The sequence below is a fragment of the Paenibacillus sp. 598K genome, from assembly GCF_003851045.1.
GTDB lineage: Bacteria > Bacillota > Bacilli > Paenibacillales > Paenibacillaceae > Paenibacillus_D.
The window spans coordinates 1-16,300 of the sequence record NZ_BFBX01000035.1 but is presented as its reverse complement, the minus strand read 5'-3'; the positions used below and the strand labels follow the sequence as shown (position 1 = coordinate 16,300).

Sequence of the window (16,300 nt, the reverse complement as noted above, 5' to 3'; positions counted from 1 at the left end):
ATTCCGTGCCTCTTCGGCATTTTTTAACAATCTAATATATAGCTAATTACAAAGGAGAATGAAGATGGCTGCACTTCAAACATTCAAAGCATCCGCACAACTGCAAGACGGCGTGCAAGTGAAGGCGACTGCCCGCCAATTCGAAATGATCATCGACGAGCCCAAGAGCCTGGGCGGCACCGATACGGGGATGAACCCGGTGGAAGCGCTGCTCGCCTCGCTGGGCGCATGCCAGTCGATCGTGGCCCGCGTCTACGCGCCCAAGTTCGGCGTGAACCTGCAAGGCTTCTCCGTCGACGTCGAGGGCGATCTCGACCTCGATGGCTTCTTCAACCGCAGCGAGGTGCGTCCGGGCTACTCCGATATCCGGTATACGTTCCGCATCAAGACCGATTCGCCGCAGGACAAGGTGGAGGCGTTCGTCAGCTTCCTAGAGAGCAAGTGCCCGGTAGGGGACACGATCGCTAACCCGGTCAACATGAAGCTCGACCGCATCATCATCGAGGAATAGACAGCCGAGGGGTTGTGTCGCTATTGGAGGCTGAGGGCTGCGTCAGGTCAAGGCAAGAGACCTGCGCAGCTCTTTTTTGCGTCCAGCTAGCGGGGGCGGCGGCATAATGACAGTCGGACGGCTGATCGGCCTCGCGTCGACAAGGGGGAGTGGGAGTGGTATACTTGGTTCGTTTGTCATAGTTCGGAAGTAGCACTACATAGCTGAGCTGATCTTACAACTAAGGAGTGTATCCCCATCATGAACTTTAAGCTGAACTGGAGGCGTCCGGCTGGATTAACGGTCTTCCTTTATATCGTCCTTTCTGTTGTCGCGCTGGCGGCCGTATCGGCTGCTGTCTCCGATCAAGCGGAAAATCAAGGCTTCACCGCAGTCTATCATGCGGATCGCACGATCACGGTGGAGGGGACAGCCCCATCGCATGCGGGCGGGACGATCGAGCTGCAATTCGACCATCATGCGTCGCTGCCGTTCGAGCAGATCATCCAGCAGGTCAAGGTCGATGCGAACGGCCGCTTCACCTACACGACGCCGCCGATGGCGTCCGATCGGGTGAACGTATTTGTCACAACCAATGAAAATATCTCCTATTACCTCGGCGTACGCGCGCCCGGCACGCTCGTCCAGGAGCGTCCGGGACCGGGCATCGAGCAGCTGACGCCCGGCGATCCACGGTTGACGTCGAAGGTGGGAGAGAGCGGCATCGCCGAGATCCGGGCCAAGTGGAAGCAGTATGCCCCCGTGTTCAAGGAGACGGACTCCGTATTCGCAGAGCGGCCGCTGACCTCCTCGCCGTATCGGGCCGGTCGGCTCCAGGAGCAGGTGCTGACCGATGCGCTCAACATGACGCGCTTCGTCCGCTATCTCGGCGGGGTGTCCGAGACGGTGCAGCTCGATCCGATGCTGAGCGAGTCGGCGCAGCACAAGTCGGTCGTGCTCGAGCAGGCCTTTGATCCGAGCAACCCGCATCGACCGGTCAAGCCGGCGGATATGGAGGACTCTTTTTTCCAGATCGCCGAGCGGTGGCGGACTATGGGCGGCCAGACATTCGAGAATCTCCATTATAAGTACAAGCCCGCTGCGGCAGTGCTGTCGCTCATGGACGATCGAGGCGTCAAAAATCAGTACAACGTCGGCCACCGCAAGGCGCTGCTGAAATTGGGTCTCGAGCAGATCGGCTTCGGTTACACGGACAACTACACGAGCATGCATCTGAAAAACGACGCGAGCCGCTCCTGGCCGGACGGCAAAGATTACGTCGCCTGGCCGGCCCCGGGCAACTTCCCGACCTTGCTGTCGGACTTCGAGATGTTCTCGCTGCACCTGAACCCGGCTCGCTATCGGCTGATCGATCAGGAGCATCTGCGCATCGAGGTGATCGACAAGCGTCATGCGACCAAGTGGTTACTCTACGATACCGCCAAGTTCCGTAGCGATGCCGGTCAGTTGTACCTCTCCACCGAGTACAACGGGAGCGAGCCGAGCGACTTCCTCACCTTTGGTCTGCTCGACCTGGACATCCAGGATGGGGATGAGCTGAGCGTCCGCATCACCGGGCTTCAGGACAGACAGGGGCAGGAGACGTCGATTGCGTACGAGGTCCGGTTCTTCGAGCTGGATGAGCAGAAGCAGGCGGAGGAGCGCAAGCGTCAGGAGGAGCAGCGCAGAGCCGAGGAGGAAGCGAGGCGTAAGGAGCAAGCGAGCCAGGCGGCGGAGCAAGGGAAGCCGCAAGCCGGGCAGGCAGGTCAAGCGGGGCAATCTGGGCAGGCAGGTCAATCCGCCACAGCCTTCCGCGATGTGGCTGCCGGGCATTGGGCGACTGAGGCGATCCGTTGGGGCGTAGCGGAGGGACTGGCGCGCGGCTATGAGGACCAGACCTTCCGCCCGAGCCGTACCGTCAGCGAGGCGGAGTTTCTGGCGTTCTTCTACCGACCGCGCATGGCGGAGTCCGACGATGCTGCAGCGGGTCAGGGCCACTGGGCAGATGGGCTGTATGAGCTGGCGGTCCTGCACCGGGCCCCTGTGCTGGGCGCGGAGGATATGCGTCTGCGCAGCCAGCCGATCTCGCGCGTGCGGGTCGCCGAGATCATCGCCGCCGCCGATGGCCGGAAGTTGTCTGGCGACGAGGCGATCGCGTACCTGTTGGAGCAGGGCTACTCTAAGGGCAAGACAGCCAACACCGTCGCTGGCTATGCCGGGGACGACCTGCTGACGCGAGCCGAGGCGCTGACCTTCAGCTACGAGCTGCGGGAGCGGATCACCGAGATTCGCACACGCGGCGAAGGGTGACGAGAGCTGTGCGAGCCGCGAGCCGCGGAGTGCAACCAGCCGGGGAGCACAACGACGAGGCTGGGGGATGCAACTAGCCAGGGAGTGCGGCGGGCCCGGGGGCGCAACAAGCCAGGGAGTGCAACGACAAGACCGGGTTTCCAATAGGGAACCTGGTCTTGTCGTTGGCGGATCACGCTTAGTGCGACGGTAGGCAGGACGTTGACCAGGCTCGATGGTCGTCGAGCCTGGTCAACGGGCGGGAGCGGGCGGCCTCATTGGTCGTGACTGGTCCGAGGGAGCGGGGCGTCGCCAGTCGTCGAGTCCGGTCCGACTGCACGGGTATCGTTAGCCGTCGATGTCTTGTCCACGGGAGCGGGGAGCGTCAGTCGCCGTGTCTTGACTAGGGAGCGAGCAACGGTTTCAGCCGGTTGGTTAGGGCTACGGGCGGGAGCATCGTCAGCCGTCATGCCTGGTACAAGGAGAGGGCGTTGTTGACCATCATGCTTGGTCCACTGGAGCGGTCATTACCAATCATCGTGACTGTAACGCTCGCCACGGCGCTTATTTCGTGTTTTTTGTGTGCATGGATTGCGTAATGCTCGCCACGGCGCTTATTTTCGAAAAAATGCCCGTTTTAGCTCGTTTAGACCAAAATAAGCTCCGTGGCGAGCGTAAGAATGGGAGCCGTCGTTTTTTCAACCCAATAAGGCCGAGGGCGAGCGTTAAAATCGCGAATGGCCGATCAGGGTGCAGCGATAAAGAAGTCTCAAAGCGCCTCAATATTAATCCTTGTAAATCGATGCGAATTAAAGGTATGCAAAACCGAATTGTCGTGCTATAGTGTAGTTGTAACTAAAATTACATGTAACTACTAAGGAGTGCCATGCCCAAAAAGAAGACGAGCTCCGTCCTCTCGATACGGCTGGATCAGGAAGCCATGAAGGCTGTAGACCTGCTGGTGGAGTCGGGATTGGAGTCCAATCGGTCCAGAGCGGTTACCCATCTGGTCCAAGTCGGCATACAAGCCTCTCATGACCTGCTGTTGCGGGCTAGAGAGCAGGCCGATAATCTGCAGCGGCTGCGTCGCGAGATGCTCGAGGCGGTCAAGCTGCGGGATATCGGGAAGGTATCCGAGCTGATCGGTCGGGATGCTGCTTTGGCAGAGGCCGGCGACCAGAAGGGCGAGACGCCGTTGCTGCTCGCCACATTGATGAGAGCCAATGACATCAAGCCGCTGTTGTTGGAAAACGGGATGGGCAAGCTTAATGTATTCGAGGCTGCCGCTATAGGGTACATACCCAGGCTGGAAGAGTTGCTCGACTACGCGCCGGAGCTTGTGCATGAGTACAATTACGATGGATTTCCTTTGCTGTCTTTGGCCGCACACTTCGGTCATGGCGAGGCGGTAGAGCTGTTGCTGGATCGTGGCGCGGACCTGCATGCCCGCAGCCGGGACGGCAGTCTCGACAACATGGCGATTCATGCCGTGATCTTCGGCGGATACGGCGAGCTGCTAGACCTGCTGGTCGCGCGCGGCGCCGATATCGACGCCAGATGCGAGGGCAAGCTGAGGAACGGATATACGGTCCTCCATGTGGCCGCCTATTTTGATCAGGTGTCGATCATCGACCGGCTTTTGGCCTACGGCGCCGACCAGACCCTCTGCAATGCCGAAGGACAGACGCCTCATGCGTTGGCCCTATCGCTCGGGCATATCGCTTCAGCCGAGAGGCTGCGTCTGGATGAAGCCTAATGGAAGTCCAACCACATATAACACTCGACCGGACAGACGGAGAGCTGCTGCAAGCAACATACAGCGCGCTTCGCTGTCCTTTTTGGTATATCCGGGACTCGAGACGCGACACCGAAGGGAGCATACACGATGAATTATCGAAAGCTGGGAAGAACGGGATTGCAGGTATCGGAGGTCAGCCTCGGTACGATGGCGTTTGGGCGCTGGATCGATGAGGAGGCCTCCGGCCAGGTGCTGGATACGGCACTGGACGCCGGCATCAATCTGATCGACACGGCCGATGTCTATGGGAGCGGGATGGATACGGGCGATACCACCCGCTTCGGCGAGTCGGAGGCGATCCTGGGGCGTCTGCTCGGCAGCCGCCGTCACGAGATCGTGCTGGCGACCAAGCTGCACGCGCCGATCGGCCCCGGCGTCAACGATCGCGGCCAGAGCCGCTACCATATCTACCGAGCGCTCGAGAACAGCCTGCGCCGGTTGCGCACCGATCATATCGACCTGTATCAGGTGCACGCTTTCGACCCCGATACGCCGCTCGAAGAGACCTTGCGCGCCCTCGACGATCTGGTGCGTCAAGGCAAGGTTCGCTATATCGGCTGCTCCAACTACGCCGCCTGGCAGCTCGCCAAGGCGCATGGCGTCAGCGCGCTCCATGGACTGCATCGCTTCGAGAGCGTACAGCCCGAGTACAGCCTGATCACCCGGAGGATCGAGCGGGAGCTCGCGCCGCTCGCCGAGTCGGAGCAGATCGGCATCATCAGCTACAGCCCGCTGGGCCGGGGTATCCTGAGCGGCAAGTACCGCGAGGGCGAGGCCCCGCCAGCCGACTCGCGCCTGGCGCATGGCGAGCAGCGGCTGCAGCTGCTGCTGGAGGCTGCCCCTGCCTACGCGCTGGTGGACGAGATCCGACCGCTGGCCGAAGCGCGCGGCTGGACACTCGCCCAATACGCGCTCGTCTGGGTGCTCAGTCATTCGTATATCTCCTCCGCGATCCTCGGCGCCTCCAAGCCGCGGCATATTACCGAAGCGCTGACGTATGCGCAGGAGCGGCTGCCGGAGGAGGAGCTGCGGCGCATCGATGAGGTATCGCGCAAGCTGGGACTTCTTGCGCCCTAAAACCTTGTATTCGCATAGTCATACTAAAATATAGGAGTGAGATAAACGATGCCATCTACCCCAAGACAACTCCATCTCGGCTTGTTCCTGTTCTCCACCGGCTACCATCCTGCTGGCTGGCGCCTGCCCGAAGCGGTAACGGACGGTGCCTTCGATCCCAAGTTCCTGCAACGGGTCGCGCAGCGGCTCGAGGAAGCCAAGTTCGACTTCTTCTTCCTCGGCGACGCGCTGGCGACCAGCCCGGATATGCAGCATCAGTTCCCCTCGCAGATGGTGCGGCTCGAGCCGTTCACGATGATCGCTCATGTCGCTGCGGTGACCGAGAAGATCGGCCTGATCGTCACGGCGAATACGACATATTCGGAGCCGTACACCGTGGCCCGCCAGACGGCTTCCCTCGATTATCTGAGCGGCGGGCGTCTCGCGTGGAACGTCGTCACCGGCATGGACGCGCGAGCGGCGCAAAACTACAGCCGGGACAAGCATTGGGACAACTCCAGACGCTATGACCATGCCGAGGAGTTCGTCGAGATCGTTCAGTCGCTGTGGGACTCGTGGGAGGACGATGCGCTCGTGCGCGACAAGGCGAGCGGCGTGTTCGTCGACGGCAGCAAGGTGTACCGGATCGATTACGAAGGAGAGCACTTCGCCGTGGCAGGCCCGCTCAACGTAGCAAGGCCGCCGCAAGGCCAGATCCCGCTACTCAATGCCGGTACCTCCGAGCGCAGCCGCACGCTGGGCGCGAAGCTGTCGACCGCTGTGTTCACGGGCCAGATCGTGCTGGAGCTGGCCAAGACCTTCTACTCGGATATCAAGTCGCAGGCGGCTGGCTTCGGTCGCAACCCGGACGATGTGTACATCCTGCCCGGCCTGGTGCCGCTCGTCGGCGCGACGAGCGAGGCGGCGCGAGCCAAGTACCGGGAGCTGAACGGGCTGCTCGTCACCGACTATGACCTGACGGCGCTGTCGGCGCGCATCGGTATCGATCTGACGGGCGCTCCGCTGGACGGGCCGCTGCCGGATCTGTCCTCGTCGACCTTGCCGGGCCGCGAAGCCGAGTGGCTGGTCGAGCTGGCGCAGCGTGCCGAGGGGCGCGTGGACATCACCGTCCGCGAGCTGTTCCATTACTTCGCAGCGACCTCGCGCGGACATTTGCTGATCGTCGGCGACCCCGAGGAGATCGCCGATCAGATCGAAGCCTGGTTCACAGGCGGCGCGGCCGACGGCTTCAACATCTGCCCGCCGTACATGCCGGGGGGACTCGATCTGTTCATCGACCTGGTCATCCCGGTGCTGCAGCGGCGCGGACTGTTCCGGACGGAGTACGAGGCGGCGACGTTCCGCGGCCATTTCGGACTATCCCGGCCAGATAACCGGTATACGCGCCAGGGCGCGCTCGAGAGCGTGGCTGACTAACTAGAGGAGGCAGATGCAGATGAGCCACAACATGGACGCCAGACGTTACCGATGGCGGATCCGCCTCGGTCAGGCCGCGCTGCTGCTCGCGGCGCTCGCGCTGGTCGAATATCTCGTGCGTGCGGGCGTGATCGGCAGCCTGTACCTCTCCCGACCGACCCAGGTCGCACAGGAGATCTACAAGCTGTTCGCAGACGGCGAGGTATATCGCCATCTCGCGGTAACGTTGCAGGAGTTCGCCGCCGGCTACTTGCTCAGCATCGTGGCTGGCATCGGCACCGGCATGCTGCTCGTGCTGGTGCCGCACGCCGAGTCGTTTTTCCGGCCCTTCCTATCGGCGTTGATGGCGGTGCCGAAGGTGACGATCATCCCGCTGCTCATGCTCTGGCTGGGCATCGGCTTGTCCCACAAGGTGGCGATCGTCTTTCTCTTCTGCTTTTTCACCATCGCCTTCAACACCATCACCGGCATCAAGCAGACGGCCGAGGCGCATCTGAAGGTTGCCCGCGTCTTCGAGGCCACCCGATGGCAGACCGTCCTCAAGGTGATCCTGCCCTCGGCCGCCCCGACGATCTTCGTATCGCTGCGCGTGTCGGCTGCGACGGGACTGGTCGGCGCGTTGTTCGGCGAGATGGTGGCGTCCAAGGACGGGCTGGGCAATCTGCTCGTTCAGGCCACTTCGTTATACGATACGGCCAAGGCCTTTGCGGTTATCGTCGTCGTCACTGTCGTGTCGGTGCTGATCATCGCGGCGATCGATCTGCTGGAGAAGCGGATCGTGCTGCGCTGGCGTTCATCTTAATGCAACAAGATATAAGACCTAAGAGGAGAGAGATCGAGATGGCGAAACGAACATGGGTAGGAACAGGCGTGTTGACAATCGTACTGTCGCTGGTGCTGGCGGCATGCGGCGGGAATAGCGGCACAGGCGGGACCCCGGCGGCCGAGCCTGCCGGATCAGACCAATCGGCACAAGCCGGAGGGGATGCAGGTCAGGCGTCGGACAAGCTGCAAAAGGTGCGGTACGCGCCCTTCAATGGCGTGAGCGGTCTCGCGGTCCGCTATGGCATCGAGCAGGGCTTCTTCGCAGAGGAGGGGCTGGACATCGAGCTCGTCTCGACACAGAACCCGATCGAGGCATTGACGAGCAAGGAGGTGGACGTCGCGGATAGCGCCACTACGGGCGTCATCGTCGCTGCAGGCAAGGGAGCGCCGGTCAAGATCATCTCCTCGATGTTCCGCACGAAGGGGCCCTTCTACCTGATCGCCCGTCCGGAGATCAAGAGCGTGGAGGAGCTGGCGGGCAAGAAGGTCGGCGCGGCCGTGCTGGGCACCGGGCTGGATGTGTACACGCAGTCGATCCTGCAGGCGCACGGGCTGACCAAGCAGGATGTCACGTATCTGGCGACCGGGGTCAATGAGGCGGCCTATGCCAGTCTGACGACGGGCCAGGTCGACGCCACGATCATCCACGAGCCGTTCGCCTCGCTGGCCGAGGTGGAGGGGACAGGACATATCCTGGCCCAGGGCTGGGACTATCTGCCGACCTTCCATACCGGCGTGCTGGCGTCGAGCGATGCTTTTATCGAGTCCAGCCCTGAGCTGCTGGAGAAGCTGCTGCGCGCATACTTCAAGTCGCAGGCGTACGCCAAGGAGCATCTGGAAGAGTACAAGGCGTACTTCCTGGAGCAGGTCAAGGTAGACCCGGAGGCGGTCGACAAAGCGTTCGAGCGCGAGGCTGTGCTGTGGGAAAACAACCCGGATGTCGATCGGAGCGCGCTCGAGGACACGCAGCAGATCCAGGTCGATCTGGGCTTCCAGGATCAGATCTATCCGGTAGACGAGCTGCTCGATCTGCGGTTCATCCCGAGCAAGTAAGTAGAGAGCGAGGTGAGCGTATGGCGGGCTTCACATTAGCTGGCGTCTCTAAAGTGTACGGCGGGTCGAATCCGACGGAGACGCTGCAAAACATCAACCTGACAATCGAGGATGGCGAGTTCTTGAGCATCCTCGGCCCGAGCGGCTGCGGCAAGAGTACGCTGCTGGAGATCCTCGCCGGGCTGCAATCGTCGACCTCGGGCGAGATCCGCTTCGGCGACAAGCTCCTCCGGGGGCCGGGCATCGAGCGAGGCGTCGTATTCCAGGACCCGTCGCTGTATCCCTGGCGTACGGTGGCGCACAATGTCGAGCTCGGGCTGGAGCTGCGCGGCGTCGCCCGGTCCGAGCGGAGGGCGGTCGCGCGGCGCTATCTGGAGCTGGTCGGCCTGAGCGGCTTCGAGCAGAAGTATCCGCATCAGCTCTCCGGCGGCATGAAGCAGCGGGCGGGTCTGGCGCGGGCGCTGGCCAACAGCCCGGAGGTGCTGCTCATGGACGAGCCGTTCGGCGCGGTCGATCACTTGACGCGTCTGCAGCTGCAGGACGATCTCCTGCGGATCTGGGAGACGGAGCAGAAGACCGTCGTCTTCGTCACCCACGATGTGTCCGAGGCCGTCTACCTGGGCGATCGCGTCGTCCTGCTCTCGCCGCGTCCGGGACGCATCGACCGTATCTTCCGGGTACCGCAGGAGCGCCCCCGCAAGCGCGACGACCTGGCGCTGCTCCAGGTTCAGCAAGAGATCTACGCCGCGATCGCCGATGTGAAGACGGAGGAGAGCTTGGAGTTTACGATCTAGCCCGGAAGCAGTCTACTACGATACAGGAGTGTGAGCATAGATGGCAGAGCATAACATCATTACAGCAGAGCAACTGAAGGGGCGACTCGATCAGGGAGAGTCGGTCGTGCTGCTCGATGTCCGATACGACCCGAAGCAAGCCGACTATGGCCAGAACGCTTATGCCGAGGGTCATCTACCGGGGGCGGCCTTCGTCGACTTCAAGGCGGCGCTGACCGATCCGGCTGGCGAGCATGGCGGCCGCAGCCCGTTGCCGTCGCCGGACCGACTGGCTGAGCGGTTCGGCGCGCTTGGCATCGACCGCGAGACGGCGGTCGTCGTCTATGAGACGACGAATGGACCGGCAGCCGCGCGGCTCTGGTGGGTCCTGCGGTACCTGGGGGTCGAGCAGACGCAGGTGCTTGACGGCGGGTATGAGGCATGGCTCGCAGCCGGATACCCCGTCACTACGGAGGCTGCGGGCGCAGTAGCGCCGCGCCAGCTCGTGCCTGCGGTGCAGGCTGACTGGCTAGCCGATGTGGTCGAGGTGCGCGCCGCTTCGGGTGCGCAGCTGGCGGGCGAGCGGGGCGTGCGGCTCGTCGATGCGCGCCCGGCCGATCAGTATGCGGGCCGCGACGGGGGCTTCGACCCGGTGGCGGGTCATATCCCGGGCGCAGAGTCGTACTTCTGGAAGACGACGACGCTGGATGAGAGTGGCGCTTGGCGTTCGCCCGAGCAGCTGCGTGAGCGGTTCGCCGGGCTATCGCCGGACGACGAGATCATCGTCTACTGCGGCTCCGGCATCTCCGCCACGCCCAATGTCCTCGCCCTGCGTGAAGCTGGTTATCCCCGAGTGAAGCTGTATGCGGGAAGCTGGAGCGATTGGATTTCTTATGAGGGGAATCCGGTGGCGACCGGGGAAGAGTAAGAAGAGAGAGGCCACGTTCGGACGCGGGTTCGGGGGCTGGGACAGGTTAGGAGCTTATGACCTGTCACAGCCCTCTTTTGGGCTTCTCCGTCAACAGTTTGCAAACAAGACCCGAAGAAGCAATTGAAGGAACCCTGGAGCCGACCACAGTAAGGCGGCCGGGTCAGATGGTTGTTGAATGGTTGGCGTCCCTCCACAAACAGGCGCGACGTAATCCTTCGTGCGGAGCAAGAGTCCGACTGCCTTTGGGAGCAATTCACTTGCGTTTGTTAGCGTTCCAAGTATCCCCCGTTCTAGGAGCATCGGCAGCGGAAACCCGTAGGTTTGAGGGAATGGGCGCGGCGGGACGTTGAGCCAGTCATAGGCCAAGGCAAAGGGAACCGGGAGTCGTTCGAAGCGTCAAGGTCCAAGTAAGCCCAACAAGCTACCCATTAAATAGGTGGAGGTGTTAATCACCCACAACTCCGAGAGGATCAAAGCAGAGTGGCACCAAGAATTAACGCAACCTTACATTCCAACACTCTTGAGCGTAAGTTTGAACAAGTTCCGCAGGGAGCAGTTGTCCTGTAACTACAGGGGTTGAAAAACTTACACTTATTTTTGAGCGCAAAGAATTCCGGCAATCTCTCTCCACGATCCCTGCTCGCCACACCTTACGTTCTAGGGGGATTTGGTACTTCGGTCTACTGTGAATGTGGGTAGGGTATTTGCAGCACTTGAATGAATACCTAGCGTAAGGACACCCCGCCCCTCGCTCCGGGCATCGTAAGCCTTGCGCTTGTTTGTCTCAAGCGTAAGAACAACAATGCAGCGAACCTAGCTCGGAGCCGTACTTGCCGGGCTTCGCCTCACTCTTACGGTACTTGTGAGAACCACGTAAGCCACCTAAGGAAAGCAAAAGGGAGCAGCTTGAAAGCCACTCCCCAAAGTGGGAAAAGGTTGTTCCCAATTGTATCCTCATTAATTCAAGTTTATAAGCTTCTGTATTGTTGTCCTGCCTCTTGTGACCCAAACTGGTTCACTTGGATATTTTGAATCTATGTCATACTCTGTTACGACTTGTTTACGTTTGTCTTTATATACTCCCTTCACTTTCTCTGAGTATGTAACACTCTCGACTTTCCATATTTTCTTTCTAATCTTCTTATCAATCCATAGCGCATTGTAGCTTTTTAGGTTCGGTTCAAAGACAAAGTAAAAGCTATTGTCTCTAAAACGGCTATCCCTTGATGAAAATTTCTTTAGCGTTAAAAAAATATATGGTAAGAAATCGAACGTGAGATCCCTGTAGTACCAGATACGTTTTGTATTTGCGAGTTCGACTAGCTCTTTGAACTCTTCAAACTTTAAGCCAGCACAAAGAAGGTCGCATTTAAGAAAAACTTCATAAAACCGTTGTGTAAAATCACTTTTAACTATAAAAGCGTTAGCCTCGTCCTCCTCTGAAGGAAGAAGATTCAAATACGGTGTTGAGTTGGCTTGAATAGTTGGACAATTTGATCCACGAACGGAATGCCAAAAATGAGTTGTTGTCGAAACAGTACTCGCTGCCCTGACTTCTAACTTATTTCCACAAACAATGCAGAGTCCAGATTGGTCTGCCGAAAAAAGCTTTAACCACTCATCAATTTTAAAAACTAGCCCATCTCTTGGATTAATAGCTCTATCCACTTGGCCCTCCCTGTTCAGATTGATTTGTATATTAAATATATCGGAACGCTCAATGGAATATTTATGTGTGATTGATCAGTTTATTTTAGACTTTCAGTAGATTCCAATTTGATAGTCAACAATTCGACAATCTCCCCAGCCAACCTCCTTCTGGAGTGTCGGGAACAGGTGCGAGTAGCGTTCGAGCGTTATCATAATTTATGAGTGACCCGGCCGCTCACTGACGGCCTTCGGAAGTATCCTGGCCATGCAACAGACAGGCATGTGTGTGACGAAGGTCGTGCAATCTGCAATTGGGTAGTCCACACTTCCGGAGCAAGTTCAGCCAACGGGCTTCCAAGTAATGGATGACCGGGGAACCGTTCCGTGTCTGTACAACCAAGTCTTGATCGTTGTACTCCGTCCCATTCTTCGGTTTCCTACCTTCCTCCAAAACAAAGTGATGCTTTTTTAGCGTATCCACATATTTGTTGGAGCAAAACGTTTGTTTGGATACCAGCGGCGGTTTTAGGAGGCTCCTGCACGATGTATCCGACAACGATGTAAGTATATGATCGTCGAACCGACAGTCTATCAGCCACAACGTCTATATCCCCCACTTCAATCCAAGAACCTCACCTCTCCGCAGCCCTGTTGTTGCTGCTAGTAAAACAACTCATTGAACATGGCGAGGATGTTACAATCAAACTCGCAAAAGGGGTTAGCCTCCTCACACGTTTGGGTTTTTACGAACAGCTTCGCTTCCTTTTGCTCAAGCCGAAAATATTCCTCAAACAGTTCCTCTTTCGTCCGTTCGGTCAACTCAATCACTCTCTTGCCACGAAAAAAACGCCAGCCGACTTCTTACGTGGGCATGGCTGACGTTCCGGTCGTTCAGTTTTGTTTTCCTGCTGTCTCAAGTAAAGCATGCTAAAAATTCAATTGTCAATTTACCTGTGGGCAGAGGAACGGAGCAAAAGAACAGGGAGTTGTCGCGCCATACCATAAGTGCATGATGACGCTAAGCAAGGAGCGGCAGAGAAGAAAAACGGGGAGTGCTTGGCGGCAACACGCTTGAAGATACTCGCTCTTTCTTGAAAGCGCCAAGGGGGTCTTCTTTGACCTTTTGTAGCTTGATGCGGGCGGCAAGGTCAGTTTGTAGGTGGCAATCGTCATGGATGAACTACAGGAAGCACTTGAGCGTCCGAGTACAGATGTTTACGGTTTTGGGAGACAAGCTTTTGGCGGTGTTGTGGTTTTGCAACGTCGGGTGTCCGTCGTACAGTTTCCGCTTCGGCAGTAAATGCCTCGCGCACTGGCGAACGTGGTCAGCGGTCAGTACGTCCAGCTTTAGCGTTGGTTATTGTTCCACCAACCAACGTTGTAGGTAGCGGTAGTGGCTCTCGTGGTCGATCAGTGTCAGGGGCTTCAAGCCTTCCATTTTCTTGGCCCGGAGAAACATGGCGAAGTAATAATCGAGTGGATGGTGCAAGGTGATCGCAGCGGTAGTCACCTTGCACATATAGATGTTGACATATAGATCGCGCTCCTTTCAAAATGAATGCAAGATCAACATCTAAAGGAAGGGTGTTTACTGGAATTTTATCATTTTAAAAGCTCAATATACAATGGATGTGCTATGAGCGTATTGAAGTAGCTAAAATATTTTTAAACGGGCATAATTTGAATTAAGTCACCATTAAGGCTGCTCCAAGGACAAATAACGGAATATTTTATTGACACGTTGCTTGAAGGATCTTTAGTGGTGGATATAGAAATATTTATTAATCAACCGTATGCAGCAGATTAAACCATTTAATAAGGGGTGAGCTATTTGAGTACACTTGAACAGCAACTAAACGAACAGAAGAGAAAAGTTGATTTTAATACTTTTGATATAAGCGTAAAGGAAATCATCAGTATGGTTGGTGATGGCTTAATTGACATTGCTCCAGACTACCAGAGGCAGTTTCGCTGGGAGCCAGAGAGACAATCAAGTCTTATAGAATCCATATTTCTTGGGGTGCCAATACCAAGTATATTCATGGCGACAAATCCAGACGGAAGCTGGGAGCTTATTGATGGAGTACAACGGATAAGCTCGATAATTCACTTTGCAGCGGAAGATGAGACAAGAGAAAAATTGAACCTAAAAGATTCCTTGGTTATTTCAGGACTTAAAAAGTTTTCGGAACTGAATGGTAAAAAATTTAGCGATTTAAGTAAGGCAATACAGTTAGCATTCGCTCTGAAACCTTTGAAAGTGACTACACTCAGTGATAAAAGCGATTTGGATGTGCGGTTTGACCTTTTTGAACGACTTAATACAGGTGGAATTAAATTGTCAGATCAAGAGATACGTAGCTGTATCTTCAGAGGGAAGTTTAATGACTTTTTAAAAGAGTTAGCCGGCAATGAGGACTTTAAACGAGTTGTTCGATTGCCGGATCCGAAAGAGAATGACGGAACAAGAGAAGAAATGGTTTTAAGGTTCTTTGCCTATTTAAATAATTTCAGTGCATTTGATCATAGTGTGGTTGATTTCTTAAACAGTTATATGAAGGGTGCCACAAAGAAGTTTAAATACAGTGAGAATGAAGATGTGTTCAAAAAGGTTTTTTATGCCCTTAATAAGGTTCTGCCTAATGGGATACGGAGAGGGAGAAGCACGACCCCATTCAATCTATACGAGGCAGTTACAGTTGGGGCTGCATTAGCATTAAAGAATACCGGAACGATTCAAACCGATGGAATTGAAGAGTGGATCAAAAATGATGAGTTGACAGAATTGACATCAGGTGCCACTAATTCAAGACCAAGAGTGAGAAGGCGAATTGAGTACTGCCAAGAGAAATTTGAGGGTAGGTAATGTTCCAACACGTTCAGAGAGAATCAGCCGCTCGATTAGTTCAAGTTAGGGATTATTTGAATCATATAAAGAGCAATGGTACAGAGCATACACTTACTATAGAACCTTCCTACGTTTTAGCTCAGCGCGGGCTCTTCTTTGTTTACCTTTATGGAGTTGTGGAATATACTGTGAAGAATACAGTATCAACATGTATCAACGAGATTAATAATCAGAGTTATAAATATATAGAATTAAAACCACTTTTATTTAGTCTGATACTTGATGGAGATTTTAATGCTTTATTCCAAATAGGTCCTGATAGAAAGTGGGAAAAGAGGTGGAAAATTCTTTCAAGCATTTCATCTGAGGAGATTGTTAACATAAGTAATAACCTTATGCCCACAGATGGGAAAAATATTAGGTATGCTCAACTTCAAAGCATTTGGAAGAGTTTTTGTATTGAAAAACCAATCCTACCAAGAATAGATTCAGGTGGTATTTTGAATGAAATAGTAGAGAAACGGAACAAAATTGCACACGGAGAAGAGACGCCTGAAGAAGTGGGTAGGAGATTTTCATTTGATGATTTAGAAAGAAGATTTGAAGTAATTAGTGAACTTTGTTCATATATTATTGCTGTTTTTGAAGATTACTTGGTCGAAAAGAAATATATTAGAGAACAGTAGTTTCAACAGCATCCATACAGTTGCAAACAATGTTGCAGCCTACTCTGGTCCATCCATCCTTCCGGTGCTATCTTGCTCCATTTGGACTGTTGTTGTTGTTCCGTTCGGCTTGACCTAGCTACAGGTAGATGACTTTGGGCTCAAACTATACTGTTCCGCCAGCCCCGTCCTCTAAGGGCTTCTTGCTGCGTAAGTCCTCCCAAGCGTAGCAAGGTAGGTCGTTGCACTGGATACTGTCATATCCTCCGAGGCATTCCCGCCGCGCTAGTCGGAAACCATACCTTTTCGGCTTGGAACTATTTAAGAATAGGGGTTCGTGGAGGAGTCAGAAGCTGGATTGACTGAATTTCGTATAGCTAGAATGCGGTGGTGACGGGGGAGGAGTAAGAGAGGAGCGAGACATTGCAGTATTCAAAAATTAATAATACCGACATGAAGGCTGAGGCCTAGTACTCCGTACCGTC

12 protein-coding genes are annotated in these 16,300 nt (G+C 55.8%); 11 read left to right on the top strand and 1 reads right to left on the bottom strand.

The features are described from left to right. Nucleotides 1-64 precede the first annotated feature (64 nt). From PA598K_RS12555 to PA598K_RS12515, 9 genes are all read left to right on the top strand, one after another. A complete protein-coding gene (locus PA598K_RS12555) occupies nucleotides 65-511 on the top strand; it encodes an OsmC family protein (RefSeq protein WP_128657299.1) in 447 nt (148 codons plus the stop codon). A gap of 240 nt (nucleotides 512-751) precedes the next feature. Further along, on the top strand, nucleotides 752-2,800 hold the full coding sequence (locus PA598K_RS12550) for an S-layer homology domain-containing protein (RefSeq protein ID WP_128657298.1): 2,049 nt from the start codon (nucleotides 752-754) through the stop codon (nucleotides 2,798-2,800). Nucleotides 2,801-3,665: 865 nt separating this feature from the next. Further along, nucleotides 3,666-4,535, top strand: coding sequence for an ankyrin repeat domain-containing protein (locus PA598K_RS12545; RefSeq protein ID WP_128657297.1), 870 nt, complete (start codon nucleotides 3,666-3,668; stop codon nucleotides 4,533-4,535). A gap of 129 nt (nucleotides 4,536-4,664) precedes the next feature. Beyond that, nucleotides 4,665-5,654: an aldo/keto reductase gene (locus PA598K_RS12540; RefSeq protein ID WP_128657296.1), complete on the top strand. Its 990-nt coding sequence runs from the start codon at nucleotides 4,665-4,667 to the stop codon at nucleotides 5,652-5,654. Between the two features lie 48 nt (nucleotides 5,655-5,702). Then, nucleotides 5,703-7,070, top strand: a complete 1,368-nt coding sequence (locus PA598K_RS12535; RefSeq protein WP_128657295.1) for an LLM class flavin-dependent oxidoreductase — start codon at nucleotides 5,703-5,705, stop codon at nucleotides 7,068-7,070. Nucleotides 7,071-7,089: 19 nt separating this feature from the next. Further along, nucleotides 7,090-7,872 (top strand): ABC transporter permease, encoded by a 783-nt coding sequence (locus PA598K_RS12530; protein ID WP_260405379.1) that lies wholly within the window; start codon nucleotides 7,090-7,092, stop codon nucleotides 7,870-7,872. A gap of 38 nt (nucleotides 7,873-7,910) precedes the next feature. Continuing rightward, the gene (locus PA598K_RS12525; protein ID WP_128657294.1) at nucleotides 7,911-8,948 is read left to right on the top strand and encodes an ABC transporter substrate-binding protein; all 1,038 of its coding nucleotides are present in this window, start codon (nucleotides 7,911-7,913) and stop codon (nucleotides 8,946-8,948) included. 20 nt (nucleotides 8,949-8,968) lie between these two features. Further along, nucleotides 8,969-9,742, top strand: coding sequence for an ABC transporter ATP-binding protein (locus PA598K_RS12520; protein WP_128657293.1), 774 nt, complete (start codon nucleotides 8,969-8,971; stop codon nucleotides 9,740-9,742). Nucleotides 9,743-9,782: 40 nt separating this feature from the next. Continuing rightward, complete coding sequence (locus PA598K_RS12515) at nucleotides 9,783-10,649, top strand: sulfurtransferase (RefSeq protein ID WP_128657292.1); 867 nt, start codon at nucleotides 9,783-9,785, stop codon at nucleotides 10,647-10,649. 960 nt (nucleotides 10,650-11,609) lie between these two features. On the opposite strand, the gene PA598K_RS12510 is transcribed toward PA598K_RS12515, so the two are convergent. Next, on the bottom strand, nucleotides 11,610-12,320 hold the full coding sequence (locus PA598K_RS12510; RefSeq protein ID WP_128657291.1) for a hypothetical protein: 711 nt from the start codon (nucleotides 12,318-12,320) through the stop codon (nucleotides 11,610-11,612). 1,813 nt (nucleotides 12,321-14,133) lie between these two features. Between PA598K_RS12510 and PA598K_RS12505 the strand changes: the two genes are divergently transcribed. Further along, nucleotides 14,134-15,168, top strand: coding sequence for a DUF262 domain-containing protein (locus PA598K_RS12505; RefSeq protein ID WP_260405378.1), 1,035 nt, complete (start codon nucleotides 14,134-14,136; stop codon nucleotides 15,166-15,168). After that, nucleotides 15,168-15,836 (top strand): MAE_28990/MAE_18760 family HEPN-like nuclease, encoded by a 669-nt coding sequence (locus tag PA598K_RS12500; protein ID WP_128657290.1) that lies wholly within the window; start codon nucleotides 15,168-15,170, stop codon nucleotides 15,834-15,836. Before PA598K_RS12505 ends, PA598K_RS12500 begins: the two co-directional genes overlap by 1 nt. Nucleotides 15,837-16,300 lie beyond the last annotated feature (464 nt).

What these genes read in the sequence shown, in the direction of transcription:
- PA598K_RS12555 (WP_128657299.1), top strand. Translation starts at nt 65, where the DNA reads ATGGCTGCACTTCAAACATTCAAAGCATCCGCACAACTGCAAGACGGC.
- PA598K_RS12550 (WP_128657298.1), top strand. Translation starts at nt 752, where the DNA reads ATGAACTTTAAGCTGAACTGGAGGCGTCCGGCTGGATTAACGGTCTTC.
- PA598K_RS12545 (WP_128657297.1), top strand. Translation starts at nt 3,666, where the DNA reads ATGCCCAAAAAGAAGACGAGCTCCGTCCTCTCGATACGGCTGGATCAG.
- PA598K_RS12540 (WP_128657296.1), top strand. Translation starts at nt 4,665, where the DNA reads ATGAATTATCGAAAGCTGGGAAGAACGGGATTGCAGGTATCGGAGGTC.
- PA598K_RS12535 (WP_128657295.1), top strand. Translation starts at nt 5,703, where the DNA reads ATGCCATCTACCCCAAGACAACTCCATCTCGGCTTGTTCCTGTTCTCC.
- PA598K_RS12530 (WP_260405379.1), top strand. Translation starts at nt 7,090, where the DNA reads ATGAGCCACAACATGGACGCCAGACGTTACCGATGGCGGATCCGCCTC.
- PA598K_RS12525 (WP_128657294.1), top strand. Translation starts at nt 7,911, where the DNA reads ATGGCGAAACGAACATGGGTAGGAACAGGCGTGTTGACAATCGTACTG.
- PA598K_RS12520 (WP_128657293.1), top strand. Translation starts at nt 8,969, where the DNA reads ATGGCGGGCTTCACATTAGCTGGCGTCTCTAAAGTGTACGGCGGGTCG.
- PA598K_RS12515 (WP_128657292.1), top strand. Translation starts at nt 9,783, where the DNA reads ATGGCAGAGCATAACATCATTACAGCAGAGCAACTGAAGGGGCGACTC.
- PA598K_RS12500 (WP_128657290.1), top strand. Translation starts at nt 15,168, where the DNA reads ATGTTCCAACACGTTCAGAGAGAATCAGCCGCTCGATTAGTTCAAGTT.